Genomic DNA, 17,768 nt, shown 5'->3' on the forward strand with positions numbered 1-17,768 from the left:
GAAATGGTCAGCAGCGCAGCCGCAACCGTCGAAGCCTATCTGGCCGAACTTGCGCCCGAACGCCGCGCGGTGGTGGCCGCGGTGCGCACGCTGGTCAACGCCCATCTGCCCGAAGGTTATGTGGAAGGCATGCATTGGGGGATGATCAGCTGGGTGATCCCGCTGGCGCGTTATCCGGTCACCTACAACAAGCAACCCCTGGCTTACGCCGCGCTGGCCGCGCAAAAGAACAACTACGCGCTCTACCTGATGTGCGGATACGCCGATCCGCACGTCGAGCAGGACCTGCGCGCCGCTTATGCCGCGGCCGGCCTTAAGCTGGACATGGGCAAAAGCTGCCTGCGCTTCCGCAAACTCGATGCGCTGCTACAGCCTGCGGTGGCCGCGGCGATCGCTTCGACCCCTGTGGAAACGTACATAGCGCGCTATGAAGCCAGCCGCGTGCGAAACTAGGGCCCGTTTCACCGGTATTGGCGCATGCGTCCTTCCAAGAACGATCCTGCCGACGGCAGAAAGAGCGACAGTCCGACCATGGCCGACTTGGCCAAGGTGGCCGGCGTCTCCGCCATTACGGTGTCGCGCGCGCTGCGCGACAGCCCCCTGGTCAATCCGGAAACCCGCGCGCGCATCGCCGAGATCGCGCGCCAGTATGGCTACGCCTTCAATGTCAGCGCGCGCAATCTGCGTCTGCGCCGCAGCATGACCGTGGCGGTGGTGGTGGAGATGAAACCCACCCTGGAGCGGCAGATGTCCGGGCCCTATCCGCTGGATCTGCTGGGCGGCATCACCCAGGAGCTCACTTCCTCCGGTTACAGCGTATTGCTGACTTCCCTGCAGGGCGGCGCGCTGTCCCATGTGCAGGCGGCCGATGGCGTGATCCTGCTGGGGCAGGGTGCGCACGAGGACGCGATGCACCAGGTGCAGGAATGGGGACGGCCGATGGTGGTGTGGGGCGCGGTCAGCCGGCACGAATCGCACGTGGTGGTCGGCAGCGACAATCGCCGTGGCGGCGCATTGGCCGCGGAAAGATTCGTGGCGCTGGGCCGCAGCCGGCCGGTGTTCCTGGGCGATCCGGCGCACGCCGAGTTCGCCGAGCGGCTGGAGGGATTCGCCGAAACCCTGGGCAAGTACGGCATCGCGCCGTTCACACCCATGGTTTCCAGTTTCACCGTCACCGCAGGCGCCGAAGCGGTGCATGCGTTGCTGAAGGAGCATCCGCAGATCGATGCCCTGTTCGCCGCCAGCGATCTGCTGGCCATCGGCGCCATCCGCGCCCTGATCGAATGCGGGCGGCGGGTACCGGAGGATGTTTCGGTGATCGGCTACGACGACACCCCGCTGGGCGCCACCTACGTGCCGCCGTTGACTTCTGTGCACCAGAACTTCATCGATGCCGGCGTACTGCTGGCCCGCAAGATCCGGACCCTGATCGAGGGCCAGCCGGCCACGTCCGAGACGCTGCCCACCCACCTGGTGTTGCGCGCCACCTGAGCGCGGTTGTCTGCTGCGTTGCAGCGATTGGCGATGCTCCGCCATTAGGACACGTCACCTTCACGGGGTGCCGTTCTATATTCCAAGCCATTGTTTAACAAAGCTATTTACGGTCGAGAGCAGAGTATTTCGTATTACACGGCTGCTCAGAACGGCCGCGGACTTTGGCTTGGCGATCTTTTGTTATCGATAACTTGACATCGATAACAATGCTTCCTAGCTTGCCTCCCCGCCGGCATCGCCGCCGGCATGAGGCAACAAGAGCCGGGGGTAGGAACGCGTGGCGGATGCAATCCACGACACAGGTCGGACGCAGGGCGCACGGGCGCCTCTCGATCCCTGGCGCCTGCGGCAAACCAGCTGCGAACCCGCGCAGCGGGCGCGCGACGAAAGCCTGTTCGCGCTGGCCAATGGATCGCTGGGCGTGCGCGGCGGTTTCGAGGAAGACGACAGCCCCAGCGACGGCAGCTTCCTGGCGGCGGTGTTCGAAAAGAACCCCATCCATTATCACGAGCGCCTGGCTGGCTTCGCGCGCAGCACCGACACGCGGGTGCCGGTGGCCGAAGGCAAGGGCATCGGCCTATGGCTTGGCGACCGCCGCGTGCATCTGGATCAGGCCGAATGGCTGCAGTTCGAGCGCTCGCTGGATCTGCGCCGCGGCGCGCTCGACCGCCGCCTGAGCATCAGGACTCCTGAAGGCCACCGCATCGAGATCCACGCCGAACGCGTGGTCCCGCTCGCGCAGCCGGCGCTGCTGGCGATCCGTTTCAGCGTCGCTTCGCTGGATTACGAAGGTCCGCTGACGCTGGTTTCCTTTATCGAAGGCGGACGCCAGGCGGTCGAACAAGGCGACGATCCGCGCATCGGCGTCTCCGGCGGACAAGGCATGGAAACCTTCGGACTGCATGCGGACGCGCACGGCGCCCAGCTGTCGCAGCGCGCCTCGGGCAGCGGCATCGAACTGACTTGCGGGCAGACGCACCGCTTTGCGGCTGACGATCTGTCCTTCGTGGAGGCGCAAGCGCAAGACGCGCGCGTCGAGCAGCGTTTCCGCGCCTCGCTGCGCCCGGGTCGCGCCGTCACCCTGGAAAAGTTCGTGGCCTACGCCGTCGGTGGCGATGAAGCCAGGCGCCAGGATCGCCTGCGGACGGCGTTGCAGGAGGCGACCGCAGCGGGCTTCGACAAACTGGCGGCCGGCCAAGCCGATGCGCTGGCCGATTTCTGGCGCCACGCGGAGCTGTCCATCGACGGCGATGCGGCGACCGAACAGGCGCTGCGTTTCAACCTGTTCCATCTGCTGCAATCGGCGGGACGCAACGGCGTCGACGGCACCGCCGCCAAAGGATTGACGGGCGAGGGCTATGAAGGCCATTGCTTCTGGGATACCGAAGCCTTCGTGTTGCCGGTGATGGCTTTCACCGCGCCGGAAGTGGCGCGCGCCATGTTGCTGTACCGCTACCGCACGCTGGAGGCCGCGCGCGCGCACGCGCGCGAAATGAACCACCCGGTCGGCGCTTTGTATCCCTGGCGCACCATCGACGGCGGCGAAGGTTCCGCGCATTACCCCAGCGGTTCGGCCGCCTACCACATCAATGCCGCCATCGCTTATGGCATCGGGCTGTACCTGGAGAGCAGCGACGACCTGGATTTCCTGGACCAGGCCGGTGCGGAAATGCTGTTCGAAACCGCGCGCATCTGGCCGCAGGCCGGGCATTTCAATCCGCGCCGCGGCGGCGCCTTCTGCATCCACGAAGTCACCGGACCGGACGAATACACGACCCTGGTCAACAACAACTACTACACCAACCGCATGGCCCAGCGGCATTTGCGTTGCGCAGTCGCCGCCTGGCGCTGGCTGTCGGGGGAACGCCCGCAGCGGATGCGTGAACTGTCGGAGCGCTTGCAATTGGAGGCGCAGGAAGTGGAGCTGTGGCAACGCGCCGCGGACGCCATGTATCTGCCTTACGACCAGGCGCTGGGCATCTTCGAGCAGGACGACGGGTTCCTGGACAAGCCGCGCTGGCCCTTCCCGCTGCACGGAGCGAGCGGCGAGCACCGCCCGCTGCTGCTCGACTACCACCCGCTCACCCTGTACCGCCATCAGGTGTGCAAGCAGGCCGACGTGGTGATGGCGCTGGTGCTGGCGGGCGAGGAGATCGAACTGTCGCGCAAGCGCCGCAGCTTCGACTATTACGAAGCCGTCACCACCCACGATTCCACTCTGTCCGCGCCGGTGTTCGGCATCCTGGCCGGCGAAGTCGGCCACGCGGACAAGGCCTGGCGCTATTTCCACGACAGCGTGCGGGTGGACCTGGACGATCTGCACCGCAATACCGACCACGGCGTGCACATGGCCGCCATGGCCGGCAGCTGGCTGGGGCTGGTGCAGGGGTTCGGCGGATTGCGCGTGCGCGAATCGCAACTGCATTTCGCCCCCAGCCTGCCGCAGGCGTGGAACGGCTACGGCTTCGACTTGCGCTGGCGCGGGCGCAGCCTGCGTGTGGATGTTTCCAGGACCGGCGTTACTTACGTTCTGCGCGACGGCGAAGCGCTGACCATTCATCACGCAGGCCGCGCGCTGGAACTGCAACCCGGACAGGCGCAGACGCTGGCGCTGGCGCCGGAAGCGGCTTCCGAAGTATTCCCCCGCCTCTGTCAGGCGTTGATCTTCGATCTGGATGGCGTGCTCACCGATACCGCGCACAGCCATTACCGGGCATGGAAGCGGTTGGCCGACGAAATCGGCGTGCCCTTCGATCCGCAGACCAACGAGCGCCTGAAGGGCGTGGACCGCGCCGCATCGCTGGACATCATCCTGGAAAGCGCCGCTACCCCGTTCACCGCCGAAGCCAAACGCGCGCTGGCCGAACGCAAGAACGGCTACTACGTGGCGGAGATCGAGAATTTCGGCCCGCAGGACCTGTTCCCCGGAGTGCGCGAACTGCTGGAAGCGGCGCGCGCGGCCGGGCTCAAGCTCGGGCTCGCCTCGGCCAGCCGCAACGCGCCCGCGCTGCTGAGGAAGCTCGGCATCGAAGACCGTTTCGACTACATCGCCGATGCCGCGCGGATCGCGCGCGCCAAACCCGATCCGGAAATATTCCTGACCGTCGCACGCGAACTGGGCGTCGCGCCGGAACGGTGCATCGGCGTGGAGGACGCCGCCGCCGGCATCGTCGCCATCCATGCCGCCGGCATGCCGGCCATCGGCATCGGCGATGCGCACGCGCTCGGCCAGGCCGACGCCGTGCTGCCGGATATCGCCGCATTGCGGCTGGAGGATTTCGTTTCAACCTGACCGTACGAGGCCGCAGAGCCGCGATGGATCCGCAACCAACCTGTCTAAACAAGAGTGGAGGGAACACCCATGCAACAGACGACACTGATCCGTTACGCACTGTCCGTAGCCATCGCCACAGCCCTGGCGCCGGCATTGGCTTATGCCCAGGAAACCGCCCCGGCAGAGCCTGCTCCCGCAGAACCTGCCACCGGTAATCAGGAAGCCACCACGCTCGACACCGTGGTCGTCACCGGCAGCGCAGCCGGCGGCGTCAAGAAAATCGAGGCCAGCTACAACATCGTCACCGCCAATGCCGAGCAGATAAAACAGGCCAACCCCAAGAGCACGGCCGACCTGCTCAAGATCTCTCCCGGCATGTGGCCCGAATCGACCGGCGGCCAGACCGGCGCCAACATCGAGATCGCCGGCTTCCCCGGCGGCGGCGACGCGCCGTATTTCTCCACCTTGCTGATGGGCTCGCCGGTGTACGGCATGCCCACGCTGTCGTTCTTCGAAACCACCACCCTGATGCGCCTGGACGACACCATCGAGTCGGTCGAAATCCTGCAGGGCGGTCCGTCGGTGGTGTTCGCCGATGGCCAGATGGGCGCGACCGCCAACTTCTTCCTGAAGACCGGCACCGAAGAGCCGACCGGCAGCGTCGGCGTGACCTACGGCGATGAAGGTCTGTACCGCCTGGACGGATTTTCCGGCTTCAAGATCGCCGAGGGCTGGTACGGCAGCGTCGGCGGCTTCTGGCGCACTTCGGACGGTGTGCGTTCGCCCGGCTTCAAGGCCGATGAAGGCGGCCAGCTGACCGCGACCCTGGCGCACGATTTCGACAAGGGTTCGATGGTCCTGTACGCGCGCTACCTCAACGACAAGAACCAGTTCATCACTCCGATTCCGTTGATCCAGACCGGTTCGGACAGCTTCAGCGAATATCCTGGCTTCGATCCGCTCACCGACACCTACTACAGCCGCGCGATCCAGCATGTGCGTCTGCCCACTTATCCGGGCGGTCCCAAGGATGCCGACCTCGCAGACGGCCGCGGCGCGGACATGTTCTTCGTCGGCGGGAACTTCGACTTCAGTTTCGACAACGGCTGGTCGATCAGCGACAAGTTCCTGTTCAACGAAGGCGATGTGGACACCAATGCCTTGTTCTCCGGCAATAATCCGGCGACGTTGAACGACATGTTGTACACCGCCGGCACGCCGGGCGGCTTCAATCTTCCCGCCGGCTCGGCTACCGCCACCTATGTCGGCGGCGGCGCGGTGCCGCTGGACCAGAGCGTGATCCAGCAGGGTTGGTGGCATATCCACAAGCACCTGAAGAGCTTCAACAACGACTTCCGCCTGAGCAAGGAGCTGTTCGAAGGCAACACCCTCACCATCGGTTTCTACATCAACCACTACACCATGAACGACAAGTGGTCGCTGGGCAATCAGATGCTGATGACCAACACGCCCAACGCCACGCCGATCACGGTCAGCTACACCGACGGCGGCCAGACTTACCAGCGCACGGATAGCCAGGGCTTCGCCGACTTCGGCGGCTTCCACATCGCCCAGCACGGCAGCGCCACCAACATGGCGCTGTATCTGTCCGATTCCTGGCGCGTCGGCAAATGGCTGCTGGATCTCTCCGGCCGCCTGGAGAACCAGGACGCGACCAACAACGTATGCAACCGCAGTCCGGTGAATCCGGGTGCGGGCGGTCTTGATGGCGACCCGAACACCCTTTACGACAACAATGTCGAAATGTGCAACGGCACCTATGCGCGGACCGACTACAAAAAGAGCCATCCGGCCTTCACCGCCGGCGCCAACTATTCGTTCAACGACCACATGTCGATGTACGGGCGCGTCAACACCGGCGGCCACTTCCTGGACTTCGACAACGGCATCCGCGGCAGCACCACCGGCAACACGCCGCCGATCCAGAAGATCCGCAACTACGAAATCGGCTTCAAGTACCAGTCGGATCTGTTGTATGCCGATATCAGCGCGTACCGGCGCGTCTTCAGCGGCCTGCAGTATCAGCCGACCGATGGCGCGGGTACGCCAGTGGGCACACCGCTGATCTATGGTTCCGATTCCGTGGGCGTCAACTTCATCGGCGCGCTGACTCCGATCGAGAATCTGCGTCTGCAGTTGGTCGCCAACTATCTCGACGGCGAGTACACCGACTTCAATGCCTGCTTCCCGTATACCGATATCAACGACCAGCCCGCCTGCGCGCCGATCGAAGGCCAGCAGCTGCAACGCCAGCCGAAGGTGCGTTTCATGTTCACGCCCAGCTACAAGTTCGTGTTCGACTGGGGCGACATCATGCCGTACGTCACCTATACCCACGTCGGCGACCACACCCAGGACCAGTCCGGTCTGCAGCAGCTGGGTTCGTACCACACCGTGGACTTCGGTGTGACCTCCAATGTCGGCGAGAACTGGCAGTTCAACCTGCGCGGCACCAACATGACCAACGAACTGGGACTGACCGAGAGCAACTCGCGTATCTTCGGTTCGGCCGCCAGTGCGGGTGGTGTGTTGCTGGCGCGTCCGATGGAAGGCCGCGAAGTCAACTTCCAGGCCAAGTACAGCTGGTAAGCCTGCAAGCCTGAGACGGTATTCCCTCCCATCGCGGGAGGGTAGAGAAGGCATCCCGGTGCGCCGGGATGCCATATTCCGCATGCAACGGCCGCCCTGCGGGCGGCCTGGAGTCGTCGATGAACCGTGGCCGCATGATCCTGGCGATGATCCTGACTTACGTGATCTTCGCCATGCTGCTCAACAGCGTCGGCACCCTGATTCTGATGAGCCAGAACGCGCTGGGGGCCAGCATAGAGGCCACCAGCTTTCTCGACGGCTTCAAGGACCTGACCATCGCGGCCGTGGCTTTCGTGGCGACTTCGCTATTGCCGCGTATCGGTTACCGCAAAAGCATGATGCTGGGCCTGGCGCTGGTTGCCGCCGCTTGCGTGGCGATGCCGCTGGCCAACGCATTCTGGATGGTCAAGGTCATGCTGGTCGCCGTCGGCGCCGGCTTCGCGCTGGCGAAGATGTCGGTGTATTCCACCATCGGCCTGCTCACCGAGGGCAACAAGGGCCACGCCAGCCTGATGAACTTCATCGAAGGCTGTTTCATGCTGGGCGTGCTGGCCTGGCCTTGGGTGCTGGCCGCATTCGTGGGACAGCAGGACAGTTCCACCGACCCGATCTGGCTGGATGTTTACTGGTGGCTGGCGTTGGCCTGTGCGGTGACCATCGCATTGCTCATGTTTTCGCGTGTGGACGAAGGCACCGCGCGTACCAGCGCCGGGCAGTCGTTCGCCGATCTGTTCCGGCTGCTGGCGCTGCCATTGGTGATCGTGTTCCTGGCGTCGGCTTTCCTCTACGTGCTGATAGAGCAGGGCATCAATACCTGGCTGCCGACGTTCAACAACAAGGTGCTGCACCTGTCCACCGTGACCAGCGTGCAGCTGGCCAGTCTGTTCGCCGCATCCACCGCGGTCGGACGCCTCCTCGCCGGTCTGGTGTTGCGTTTCCTGCCTTGGCACTGGTTGCTGATCGTCTGCCTGTTGGCGACGGCGGGGCTGGTGTTGCTGGTGCTGCCGATGGCCGCGCAAGTACGGCCGCCGGCGCAAGAAGGCTGGTGGCACGCGCCGGCGGTGGCGTTCGTGTTCCCGCTGATCGGCCTGTTCATGGCGCCGATCTATCCGGCGATCAATTCGGTAGTGCTGAGTGCGCTGCCCAAGGCCAGGCATGCGGCGATGACCGGGTTGATCGTGGTGTTCTCCGCGCTGGGAGGCACCACCGGCTCTCTGATCACCGGCCAGGTATTCGCGCATCTGGGCGGGCAGACGGCGTTCTATCTGTCGCTGATTCCGATGGGGTTCCTGCTGGTGGCGGTATTCCTGCTGAGGCGGCAATCGACCTTGCATGCGGCCAGCGTGCCGCAAACGACGTGATCCGTCTTTGCAGAGCCGAGCTTGCCCGGCTGCTTTCGATTTTGCATTGCACGGTTTCATGAAGAGCAGCCGAGCAAGCTCGGCTCTACAACGCGAATAAACGACGGCCGGAGAACCTGGGCATGACAAGCTACGTGAAAAGATATCTGGCAGTGGCCCTGTTGGGGCTGTCCCTTGCCGCCGGCGCCAAACCGCCGGTCGCGCCCGCGCCGCTGCAATTCCGGATCGCCGAAGGCCGCACGCTCAATGCGTTCTATCAGCAAGGCCCGGTGGCTGCGCACCTGCTGCTGAATTCCGGCACGCAACCGCGTGTGCTGGTGGCCTTTCCGGCCGGCAACAGTGGCGCCGGCATCTGGTTCGAGCCGTCCGGCACTCCGGTGCAGTGGAAGTTGGACGAAGTGCGGCCCATGCAACAGATCGAGGCGAACAAACGCATCCTGCATGGAATCGTGGCGACCGCCAGCGCCGATGCGCCGCTGGTGGTGCGCGATGCGGTACTGGGCAGCGTACGCATCCTGCGCGACTACCAGATCGATGGCCGCTATCCGGCCGAAACCGCGAGCGCGGCCGTCCGCAGGGGCAATACGCTGACCTGGTCGCGGCCGCGGTTGGATGGCGCGCCCGGTTATCTGATTTCCATCGCCGTCGAGAACGGAAGCCTGGGAGGTGGCGGCGATTCGGCGTGGACTTTCACCGGTTCCCGCGTCGGCGAACCGATGCGCCTGCGCATCACCGCGCTGACCGGCGAAACCCCGCTGACGCCGCTGGGTGAAAACCGCCTGCTCAACGAACATGCCGGCGCCGATCCACGCAGCCGGCAGGCGCTGGCCTTCCTGAGCTACGAGGAAAAATTCCTGGCCGGGTCCTGGCGTTTCGACACCTATTTCGGCCGCGACACCTTGATGTCGCTGCGCCTGCTGATGCCGGCGTTGCAACCGGTGGCGATCGAGGATGGATTGGCCTCCGTGCTGGAGCGGCTCAACGCGCAAGGCGAAGTGGCGCACGAGGAAGACATCGGCGAATTCGCCGTGCTGCGCCACCGCAAGCAGGGCGACCCGCCCGGCGATGCGCCGATCTACGACTACGGCATGATCGACGACGATTTCATACTGGCGCCGGTGGCCGCGTCATATCTGCTCGACCAGGCCGATGGCCGCGCGCGCGCCGCCGCTTTCCTGGCGCGAGAACTGCCGTCGGGGGAAACGGTCGGCGCTGCGCTGGCACGCAATTTCGCCTTCGTCGCCGATTCGTCGCGCGCCTTCGCGGCCGCGCCGGAGCCGCGCAACCTGATGTCGATCAAGGCAGGCCGCAAGACCGGGCAATGGCGCGACAGCGAAGACGGTCTGGCCGATGGACGCTATCCGTACGATGTCAACGCAGTGTTCGTGCCTGCCGCGTTGAGCGCGATCGGCCGCTTCCGCAGCGAAGGACTGCTTGCGCCGTATGCGACGCCGGAACAGGACAAGGCGCTATCGGCCGCGGCCGGCCGGGCCGAAGTGTGGTCGCGGCAGGCGCCGGCGCTTTTCCACGTGCGCTTGCCGGTAGCCGATGCTCGACGCCGCATGCAGGCTTATGCCGGCGCCCAGGGCGTCGATCCAGCACTTGCCCTCGCAAGTCTGCCGCCTGCGGGGCTCGACTTCGTCGCCATCGCCCTGGACGGAAATGGCAAACCGATCCCGGTGCTGCATTCGGACGCCGGCTTTGCGCTGCTGCTGCAGGACCCGCCCGCAGCGCAGCTGGAATCGATGGTCGAGGCGATGCTGCGCCCGTTCCCTGCCGGCTTGCTGACCGATGCCGGACTGCTGGTCGCCAATCCCGCCTTCGCCGATGCCGATATCCAACGCCGCTTCGGCCGCAACGCCTATCACGGCACGGTGGTGTGGTCGTGGCAGCAGGCCTTGTTGGCTGCCGGTCTGCAACGACAACTGCAACGCAAGGATCTGCCGGCCGCCACGCTGGTGCGGTTGCAATCGGCGCAGCGTCAGCTGTGGGCGGCGATCGGCAACACGCAAGCGATGCGCACTTCGGAACTGTGGTCGTGGACGTATGCCGATGGCCGTTATCAGCCGGCACCGTTCGGCCAGAACAGCGGCGACGCCGACGAATCCAATGCCGCGCAATTGTGGAGCACGGTGTTCCTGGCGTTGTCGCCTCCGGCCGCTGCGTCCGCAACCGACAAAGAGGACGAGCGTCCATGAACACATGGCTGGTTCGCGCTGCGGCGATAGCCGTCTTGCTCGCAACGCAGGCGTCCCTGCACGCCCAGGACAAACCGGCTGACGAGGCCAGCACGACGGCGATGCCGGCCGCCTCTCTGCCTTACAGCCGTTTCGCCAGCCCGCAGGCGCGCGACAAGTTCGCGCAGCTGCTGGCGGAAACGCGCGAAGGCAAGGGCCCGGATCCCGCCGACCTCGCCGACCAGCGGCGTTTCTACCAGCGCTACAACGACGAGCGATTGCACGAGGTCGAGCGCATCTACCGCAGCCGCGTCCAGTCCACCCGCATGGGCGGCGTGCCGGTGCAGGTGGTGGATCCGGAAGGCGGCGCCCGCGGCGACAACGCGCACCGCGTCCTGATCAACCTGCACGGCGGCGCTTTCATGTGGGGCGCGGGCAGCGGCGCGCTGGTCGAAGCGATTCCCATCGCCGCGGTCGCCGGCATGCGCGTGGTCGCCGTGGACTATCGATTGGCGCCGGAACATACCTATCCGGCGGCGGTGGACGATGTGGAAGCGGTCTATCGCGAATTATTGAAAAGCTACCGCCCGGAGAACATCGGCATCTATGGCTGCTCGGCAGGTGGGGCGCTGACTGCGCAGGCGACCGCACGCCTCCTGCAGGTCGACTTGCCGCGCCCCGGCGCCATCGGCACCTTCTGCGGTTCCGGCATGCCCTTCGGCGGCGATTCGGCCATCCTTGGTCAGTTGGCCGTGGGCGCGGCGCCGATGCCGGCCGATGGCGAGCTTCGCCTGCCGTACCTGCAAACCGCCAAAGCCGACGATCCTGTTGCTTATCCGGGGCAGTCGCCGGAACTGCTGGGGCGGTTTCCACCGACGTTGCTGCTGGCCGGCGGTCGCGATTTTTCGGTGAGCGCGCTGACCACCATGCAGCGCCGTCTATTGGCCGCCGGCGTCGATGCGGAACTGGTGGTCTTCGACGGGTTGTGGCACGCCTTCTTCGTGTTCCCGGATCTGCCCGAGTCGAAGGAGGCCTATGGTCTGATCGCACGATTCTTCGATCGCCGGCTGGGTCGCACCGCGCTCGAAGGCGCCGTCGGCGACTAATCCCCACCATTGTCATCCCGAGCGCAGCGAGGGATCTGCTCCACCGCTTTCCGCCAAACTTCCGGTGGAGCAGATCCCTCGCTGCGCTCGGGATGACAAAGAGAACGGGACCGACTCGCGTATCTTGTGCGTCTTCGATAGAGCGAGGAGAGCAGGATGAATGCGACAAGCGGTCTGGTCCTGGCGGTTTTCATCGGCATGCTGCTGCCGCTGCAGGCCCTGATCAATGCGGCGCTGGGAAGACAGACCTTCGGCCCGGTGTTCGCCGCGCTGATGTCCTTCGCCGTGGGCACCGTCGTCCTGTCGGTGTGGTGGCTGTCTTCTCGACCAGCGTTCGAAACATCGGCGCTGGCCAAGGTGCCGTGGTGGGCGTGGACCGGCGGCATGATCGGTGCGCTGTACGTGGCCGGCGCCACTTTGCTCATCCCGCGCATGGGCGCGGCGGCGCTCATCTGCGCGGTGGTGTTCGGGCAGGTGGTGGGATCGCTGCTGCTGGACCACTTCGGCGTGCTGCACACGCGCACGCCGATCGATCCGCTGCGCGTGGTGGGCGCGTTGCTGGTGATCGCCGGCGCACTGCTGGTGGTGAGGCCCTGGCAGTCGGCCGCCTGACCGGCAGCCGAAAAGGGAAGGGTGGGAGCGGCGTCCCGCCGCGAGCTTTTCGCATGAGAAAAGATAAAGCAGGAGCTCGCGGCGGGACGCCGCTCCCACGCGCCGCTCCCACGCAAGGCATGACCAACGGCCTCCCTGCCGAACGGCACGTTGGCAACCGCCTGCGAACTGGCATGCTGTCCCCCGTCCGACCACCTCCGGGAGACTCGCATGCGCCGTATTTTCTGTTCGCTCGCCCTGCTGTCGCTGGCCGCCAGCGCCCAGGCCAAAGACGTCAGCTGCAATATCGAAAGCGACTACGACCTCACCATCAACGACCAGAGCGTCATCCTGACCCGCGAAAGCGGCACGCCCAAGTGGATCGTGATCCGCGGCGACAGGCTGTTCGTCGACGACCGCTGGGTCGCGTTGGACAAGGAGGATCGCCAGCGTATCGCCGACTTCGACCGCGGCACCCGCGAGATCATGCCGCTGGCGCGCGAAATCGGCCGCGACGCCGCCAGCATCGCCTTCACCGCGCTGGGCGAAGTGGCCGCCGGCTTCAGCAACGACCCGGCCGATACCCGCGCCAAACTCGATAAGGCCCGCAAGAAGATAGACGCGCGCCTGGCGCAGTCGATCACCGCCAACCGTTTCGACGGCCGCGATCTGGGCGAAGGCATCGGCCAGGCCGTGTCGGAGGTCGTTCCCCTGGTCATCGGCGACATCGTCGGCGGCGCGGTGCGGGCCGCCTTGAGCGGCGACACCCAGCGCCTGGAACAAATGGAAGGCCTGGACAAGCAGATCGAGGCGCGCATCGAGCCGCGCGCCAAGGAGCTGGAAGTACGTGCGGAGCGGTTATGCACGAAGATGGAAGCGCTGGACCGGCTGGACAATGCGCTGGCGTATCGTCTGCCGGGCGGCGCCGCGCTGGATCTGTTGCGTATGAAACCGGAAGCCGACCCGGGTTCTGAAAAATAGGGTTATTCGCCCGCGCGAGGGTTGCGGCAAGGCGCAGGGAAACGAATTGTTCCAGTGAAAGGTTGGCGCATCGGGCGTAGATGGCCACAATAGGGGTCCCCACACGATCTGATCACTGGAGTCTCTGTATGGCCGAACTCAAGGAAGCACGCGTTCCCGATATCGGCGATTACAGCGACGTGCCCGTCATCGAAGTCCTGGTCGCTGTCGGCGATACGGTGGCCAAGGACCAGGGCCTGGTCACGCTGGAATCGGACAAGGCCACGCTGGAAGTGCCTGCGCCGTTCGCCGGTGTGGTGAAGGAGCTCAAGGTCAAACTGGGCGACACGCTTTCCGAGGGTTCGGTGGTCGCCATGATCGAAGCGGCCGACGCTGCCGCTTCCAAGCCCGCCGCCGCGCCCGCGCCTGCGGCAAAAGCGGAAGTCGCCGCTTCCGAAACCGGCGCCAAGGTCGAACCGGTCGCCGCCGCCGCCCAGCCCGACAAGATCGCCCAGCGCGAAATCGTGCAGGAGCAGTCGGCCCCGGCCACATCGGCAGCCCCGCAGGTGCTCGACAGCAAGCCCGGCATCGACCCCGAAGCCTCGCCGCCGCACAGCCCACCGGTGGAGTTCAACGCCGACGCGGTGCTGCCGCAGAAAGTGCCGCATGCCAGCCCGTCGGTGCGCCTGTTCGCGCGCGAACTCGGCGTCGACCTGACCCAGGTCAAGGGCAGCGAACGCGCCGGCCGCATCAGCAAGGAAGACGTACAGAAATACGTGAAGGACGCGCTGGCCGGCGGCGCTGCCGCAGCCGCCGCGCCCGTTGCCGGTGGCGGCGGCAATGGCCTCAACCTGCTGCCCTGGCCCAAGGTCGACTTCGCCAAATTCGGCGAGATCGAAGTCAAGCCGCTGTCGCGCATCAAGAAGATCTCCGGCGCCAACCTGGCGCGCAACTGGGCCATGATCCCGCACGTCACCCAGCACGACCATGCCGATATCACCGAGCTGGAAGAACTGCGCGTGCTGCTCAACAAGGAGAATGAGAAGGCGGGCATCAAGCTGACCATGCTCACCTTCATCCTCAAGGCCACGGTCGCCGCGCTTAAGAAGTATCCCGATTTCAACGCCTCGCTGGACGCCAGCGGCGAGAACCTCACGCTCAAGAAATACTTCCACATCGGTTTCGCCGCCGACACGCCCAACGGGCTGGTGGTGCCGGTGATCCGCGACGTGGACAAGAAAGGCCTGGCCGAACTGGCCAAGGAAATGTCCGAACTGGCCGGCAAGGCGCGCGATGGCAAGCTGGGACCGGCGGAAATGTCCGGCGGCTGCTTCTCGATCAGCTCGCTGGGCGGCATCGGCGGCACCGCGTTCACGCCTATCGTCAATGCGCCGGAAGTGGCGATCCTGGGCGTTTCCAAATCCTCGATCCAGCCGGTCTGGGACGGCAAGGCCTTCCAGCCGCGCCTGCAGCTGCCGCTGTCGCTGAGCTACGACCACCGCGTCATCGACGGCGCCTCCGCCGCGCGCTTCACCGCGTACCTGGCCCAACTGCTGGGCGACATGCGCCGCGTGCTGCTGTGAACCCCCGCGTTGTCGCTGCCGCGGTCCGGCTGCCCGCGGCATTGCTGGCGGTGCTGATGCCGTGGTCGGCGATGGCGCGCGATTGCCAAGCGCAAATGGGCCGCGGATGGCCGCCGGGCACCGCCAACTATGGCGCCGCGGTGGAACGCCTGTTCGACGGTCAGGCATCGCCGGCGCTATCGCTGGTCTGGCTGCCCGACACCGGCAAAGAAACCGGGCTCGCCCTGGTGCAGGGTGCCGAAGGCGCGGCATGGACCCTCCGCTACAGTGAAGCCGACGAGCGCGTCTACCGCTGGAGCGGCAACACTCTCGAACTGAAGACCGAGCAGACGCCCCGCCAGGCCACGGCGCCGATTCCGGCCGCGTTGGCGCAGCGCATGCTGAAAGTCTGGAGCGAGTCCTTGCGACAGGCAACGCCCGAAGCCACCGCCGCCGCCTTTCATGAAGGCGACGTGCTGTCGGCGGTAGTGGAAGGCGTGCGCTTCAGCGGACCGGTGTCCAAGTGCGGCCCGCTCGAACAGATCCTGGAACAGGCCGAGCTGCTGATCGAGGCCAGCGAGGAAAACGAAAACAAACGCGAGCGGCGCTGGGTGGAAATCGATGCGTCGCTGCAGGAATTGCAGCAATCACTCGCTGGTGCGGGCGGCTGAAACGGAATACGGAGAAACCAATGGCAGTCATAGAAATCAAAGTCCCCGACATCGGCGATTACACCGACGTGCCGGTCATCGAAATCCTGGTCGCCGTCGGCGACACGGTGAAGAAAGACCAGGGCCTGGTAACGCTGGAGTCGGACAAGGCCACGCTGGAAGTGCCTTCGTCCGCCGCAGGCGTGGTGAAGGAATTGAAAGTCAAATTGGGCGATACGCTCTCCGAAGGCAGCGTGGTCGCGATCCTGGAAGCCGAAGGCGCCGCCGCAAGCGCACCGGCCGCCGCCGCGCCGGCCAAGCCTCCGGTGACGCCATCGCCTGCCGCTCCTGCCGCAGCGCCGGCGCCCAAAGCCGCGCAAGGCACCGGCAAGTCGGCCGATATCGAATGCCGCATGGTCGTGCTCGGCTCCGGCCCAGGCGGTTATACCGCCGCGTTCCGCGCTGCCGACATCGGCCTGGATACGGTGATGATCGAGCGTTATTCCAGCCTTGGCGGCGTCTGCCTCAACGTCGGCTGCATCCCGTCCAAGGCTCTGCTGCATGCCGCCGCGCTGATCGAGGAAGCCGCGCACTCAGCCGACATAGGCGTGGAATTCGGCCCGCCCAAGATCGACCTGGACAAGCTGCGCACGTTCAAGGATTCCAAGGTAGTCGGCCAGTTCACCAAGGGCCTGGCCGGCATGGCCAAGCAGCGCAAGGTGCGCGTCGTGCAGGGCGTGGCTTCGTTCGTGTCGCCCAACGAACTGGAAATCGTCGGCGAAGACGGCAAGACCCAGTTGTTGCGCTTCGAACAATGCATCATCGCCGCCGGTTCGCAGGCGGTGAAGCTGCCCGCCTTCCCCTGGGACGATCCGCGGGTGATGGATTCCACCGACGCGCTGCAGATCGCCGACGTGCCGAAACAACTGCTGGTCGTCGGCGGCGGCATCATCGGCCTGGAAATGGCCACCGTCTACCGCGCGCTGGGCAGCCAGGTGACCGTGGTGGAGTTCATGGACCAGCTGATGCCGGGCGCCGACAAGGATCTGGTCAAGCCGCTGGCCGACCGTTTGAAGAAACAGGGCGTCGCCATCCATCTCAAGACCAAGGCGACCAAGGTGGAAGCCTCGAAGAAAGGCATCAGCGTTGCCTTCGAGGGCGCCGCCGAAGGCCAGCCCGCCGAGCTCCAGACCACCACCTACGACCGTGTGCTGGTCGCCGTGGGCCGTTCGCCCAACGGCAACAAGATCGGCGCCGACAAGGCCGGCGTCACCGTGACCGACCGCGGCTTCATTCCCGTGGACCGGCAGATGCGCACCAACGTGCCGCACATCTTCGCCATCGGCGACATCGTCGGTAACCCGATGCTGGCGCACAAGGCCACCCACGAAGGCAAGCTGGCCGCTGAAGTGGCGGCCGGCGAAAAGAAGGAATGGGTGGCGCGGGTGATCCCGTCGGTGGCCTATACCGATCCGGAAATCGCCTGGGTGGGTGTCACCGAAACCGAAGCCAAGGCCAAGGGCCTGAAGGTCGGCGTGGGCAAGTTCCCGTGGGTCGCCTCGGCGCGCGCGGTGGGCATCGGCCGCGGCGAGGGTTTCACCAAGCTGGTGTTCGACGAAGAAACCCACCGCATCATCGGCGGCGCCATCGTCGGCGTGCATGCCGGCGATCTGATCACGGAAATTTCGCTGGCCATCGAGATGGGCGCCGAAGCGGCCGACATCGGCCACACCATCCACCCGCACCCCACGCTGAGCGAATCGGTGGGCATGGCGGCCGAAGTGTTCGACGGCACCATTACCGATCTGTATATCCCGAAGAAAAAATGATTGAGGAGAACCCTTCTCCCGCTTGCGGGAGAAGGTGGCGCGAAGCGCCGGATGAGGGTAGTCGCCGATGCGATATCCCGCGAAGAGCGCCCTCACCCGCCTTCGGCACCCTCTCCCGCAAGCGGGAGAGGGGTTCACCAGATGCGTTGCGGTC

Annotated in this window: 12 protein-coding genes; all 12 read left to right on the top strand. The window is 65.4% G+C overall.

Annotated features, from left to right (window positions below):
- Positions 1 to 3 precede the first annotated feature (3 nt).
- The 12 genes from CSC73_RS06430 to lpdA all read left to right on the top strand — a co-directional run bounded on the left by CSC73_RS06430 (position 4) and on the right by lpdA (position 17,614).
- Positions 4 to 453 (top strand): DUF1801 domain-containing protein, encoded by a 450-nt coding sequence (locus CSC73_RS06430; protein ID WP_163839595.1) that lies wholly within the window; start codon positions 4 to 6, stop codon positions 451 to 453.
- A gap of 24 nt (positions 454 to 477) precedes the next feature.
- A complete protein-coding gene (locus CSC73_RS06435; RefSeq protein WP_246197392.1) occupies positions 478 to 1,491 on the top strand; it encodes a LacI family DNA-binding transcriptional regulator in 1,014 nt (337 codons plus the stop codon).
- A 280-nt stretch (positions 1,492 to 1,771) separates the two neighbouring features.
- The gene (gene pgmB, locus CSC73_RS06440; RefSeq protein WP_163839596.1) at positions 1,772 to 4,786 is read left to right on the top strand and encodes a beta-phosphoglucomutase; all 3,015 of its coding nucleotides are present in this window, start codon (positions 1,772 to 1,774) and stop codon (positions 4,784 to 4,786) included.
- A gap of 69 nt (positions 4,787 to 4,855) precedes the next feature.
- Positions 4,856 to 7,378, top strand: a complete 2,523-nt coding sequence (locus CSC73_RS06445; RefSeq protein WP_163839597.1) for a TonB-dependent receptor — start codon at positions 4,856 to 4,858, stop codon at positions 7,376 to 7,378.
- Between the two features lie 119 nt (positions 7,379 to 7,497).
- Complete coding sequence (locus CSC73_RS06450; RefSeq protein WP_163839598.1) at positions 7,498 to 8,739, top strand: MFS transporter; 1,242 nt, start codon at positions 7,498 to 7,500, stop codon at positions 8,737 to 8,739.
- A gap of 122 nt (positions 8,740 to 8,861) precedes the next feature.
- Complete coding sequence (locus CSC73_RS06455) at positions 8,862 to 10,937, top strand: hypothetical protein (protein ID WP_163839599.1); 2,076 nt, start codon at positions 8,862 to 8,864, stop codon at positions 10,935 to 10,937.
- Positions 10,934 to 12,022, top strand: coding sequence for an alpha/beta hydrolase (locus CSC73_RS06460; protein ID WP_163839600.1), 1,089 nt, complete (start codon positions 10,934 to 10,936; stop codon positions 12,020 to 12,022). The genes CSC73_RS06455 and CSC73_RS06460 overlap by 4 nt, the downstream gene beginning before the upstream one ends.
- A 156-nt stretch (positions 12,023 to 12,178) precedes the next feature.
- Entirely contained in the window at positions 12,179 to 12,634 is a 456-nt protein-coding gene (locus CSC73_RS06465) for a DMT family transporter (protein ID WP_163839601.1), read from the top strand.
- Positions 12,635 to 12,844: 210 nt separating this feature from the next.
- Positions 12,845 to 13,594, top strand: a complete 750-nt coding sequence (locus CSC73_RS06470) for a DUF2884 family protein (RefSeq protein WP_163839602.1) — start codon at positions 12,845 to 12,847, stop codon at positions 13,592 to 13,594.
- A 128-nt stretch (positions 13,595 to 13,722) separates the two neighbouring features.
- On the top strand, positions 13,723 to 15,156 hold the full coding sequence (locus CSC73_RS06475; RefSeq protein ID WP_163839603.1) for a dihydrolipoyllysine-residue acetyltransferase: 1,434 nt from the start codon (positions 13,723 to 13,725) through the stop codon (positions 15,154 to 15,156).
- A gap of 56 nt (positions 15,157 to 15,212) precedes the next feature.
- Positions 15,213 to 15,806: a hypothetical protein gene (locus CSC73_RS06480; protein ID WP_163839712.1), complete on the top strand. Its 594-nt coding sequence runs from the start codon at positions 15,213 to 15,215 to the stop codon at positions 15,804 to 15,806.
- 20 nt (positions 15,807 to 15,826) lie between these two features.
- Positions 15,827 to 17,614: a dihydrolipoyl dehydrogenase gene (lpdA, locus tag CSC73_RS06485; protein ID WP_163839604.1), complete on the top strand. Its 1,788-nt coding sequence runs from the start codon at positions 15,827 to 15,829 to the stop codon at positions 17,612 to 17,614.
- The last annotated feature ends 154 nt before the right edge of the window (positions 17,615 to 17,768 follow it).

The sequence above is a fragment of the Pseudoxanthomonas sacheonensis genome, from assembly GCF_010093305.1.
GTDB lineage: Bacteria > Pseudomonadota > Gammaproteobacteria > Xanthomonadales > Xanthomonadaceae > Pseudoxanthomonas_A > Pseudoxanthomonas_A sacheonensis.

What these genes read in the sequence shown, in the direction of transcription:
- CSC73_RS06430 (WP_163839595.1), top strand. Translation starts at nt 4, where the DNA reads ATGGTCAGCAGCGCAGCCGCAACCGTCGAAGCCTATCTGGCCGAACTT.
- CSC73_RS06435 (WP_246197392.1), top strand. Translation starts at nt 478, where the DNA reads ATGCGTCCTTCCAAGAACGATCCTGCCGACGGCAGAAAGAGCGACAGT.
- CSC73_RS06445 (WP_163839597.1), top strand. Translation starts at nt 4,856, where the DNA reads ATGCAACAGACGACACTGATCCGTTACGCACTGTCCGTAGCCATCGCC.
- CSC73_RS06450 (WP_163839598.1), top strand. Translation starts at nt 7,498, where the DNA reads ATGAACCGTGGCCGCATGATCCTGGCGATGATCCTGACTTACGTGATC.
- CSC73_RS06455 (WP_163839599.1), top strand. Translation starts at nt 8,862, where the DNA reads ATGACAAGCTACGTGAAAAGATATCTGGCAGTGGCCCTGTTGGGGCTG.
- CSC73_RS06460 (WP_163839600.1), top strand. Translation starts at nt 10,934, where the DNA reads ATGAACACATGGCTGGTTCGCGCTGCGGCGATAGCCGTCTTGCTCGCA.
- CSC73_RS06465 (WP_163839601.1), top strand. Translation starts at nt 12,179, where the DNA reads ATGAATGCGACAAGCGGTCTGGTCCTGGCGGTTTTCATCGGCATGCTG.
- CSC73_RS06470 (WP_163839602.1), top strand. Translation starts at nt 12,845, where the DNA reads ATGCGCCGTATTTTCTGTTCGCTCGCCCTGCTGTCGCTGGCCGCCAGC.
- CSC73_RS06475 (WP_163839603.1), top strand. Translation starts at nt 13,723, where the DNA reads ATGGCCGAACTCAAGGAAGCACGCGTTCCCGATATCGGCGATTACAGC.
- CSC73_RS06480 (WP_163839712.1), top strand. Translation starts at nt 15,213, where the DNA reads ATGCCGTGGTCGGCGATGGCGCGCGATTGCCAAGCGCAAATGGGCCGC.
- lpdA (WP_163839604.1), top strand. Translation starts at nt 15,827, where the DNA reads ATGGCAGTCATAGAAATCAAAGTCCCCGACATCGGCGATTACACCGAC.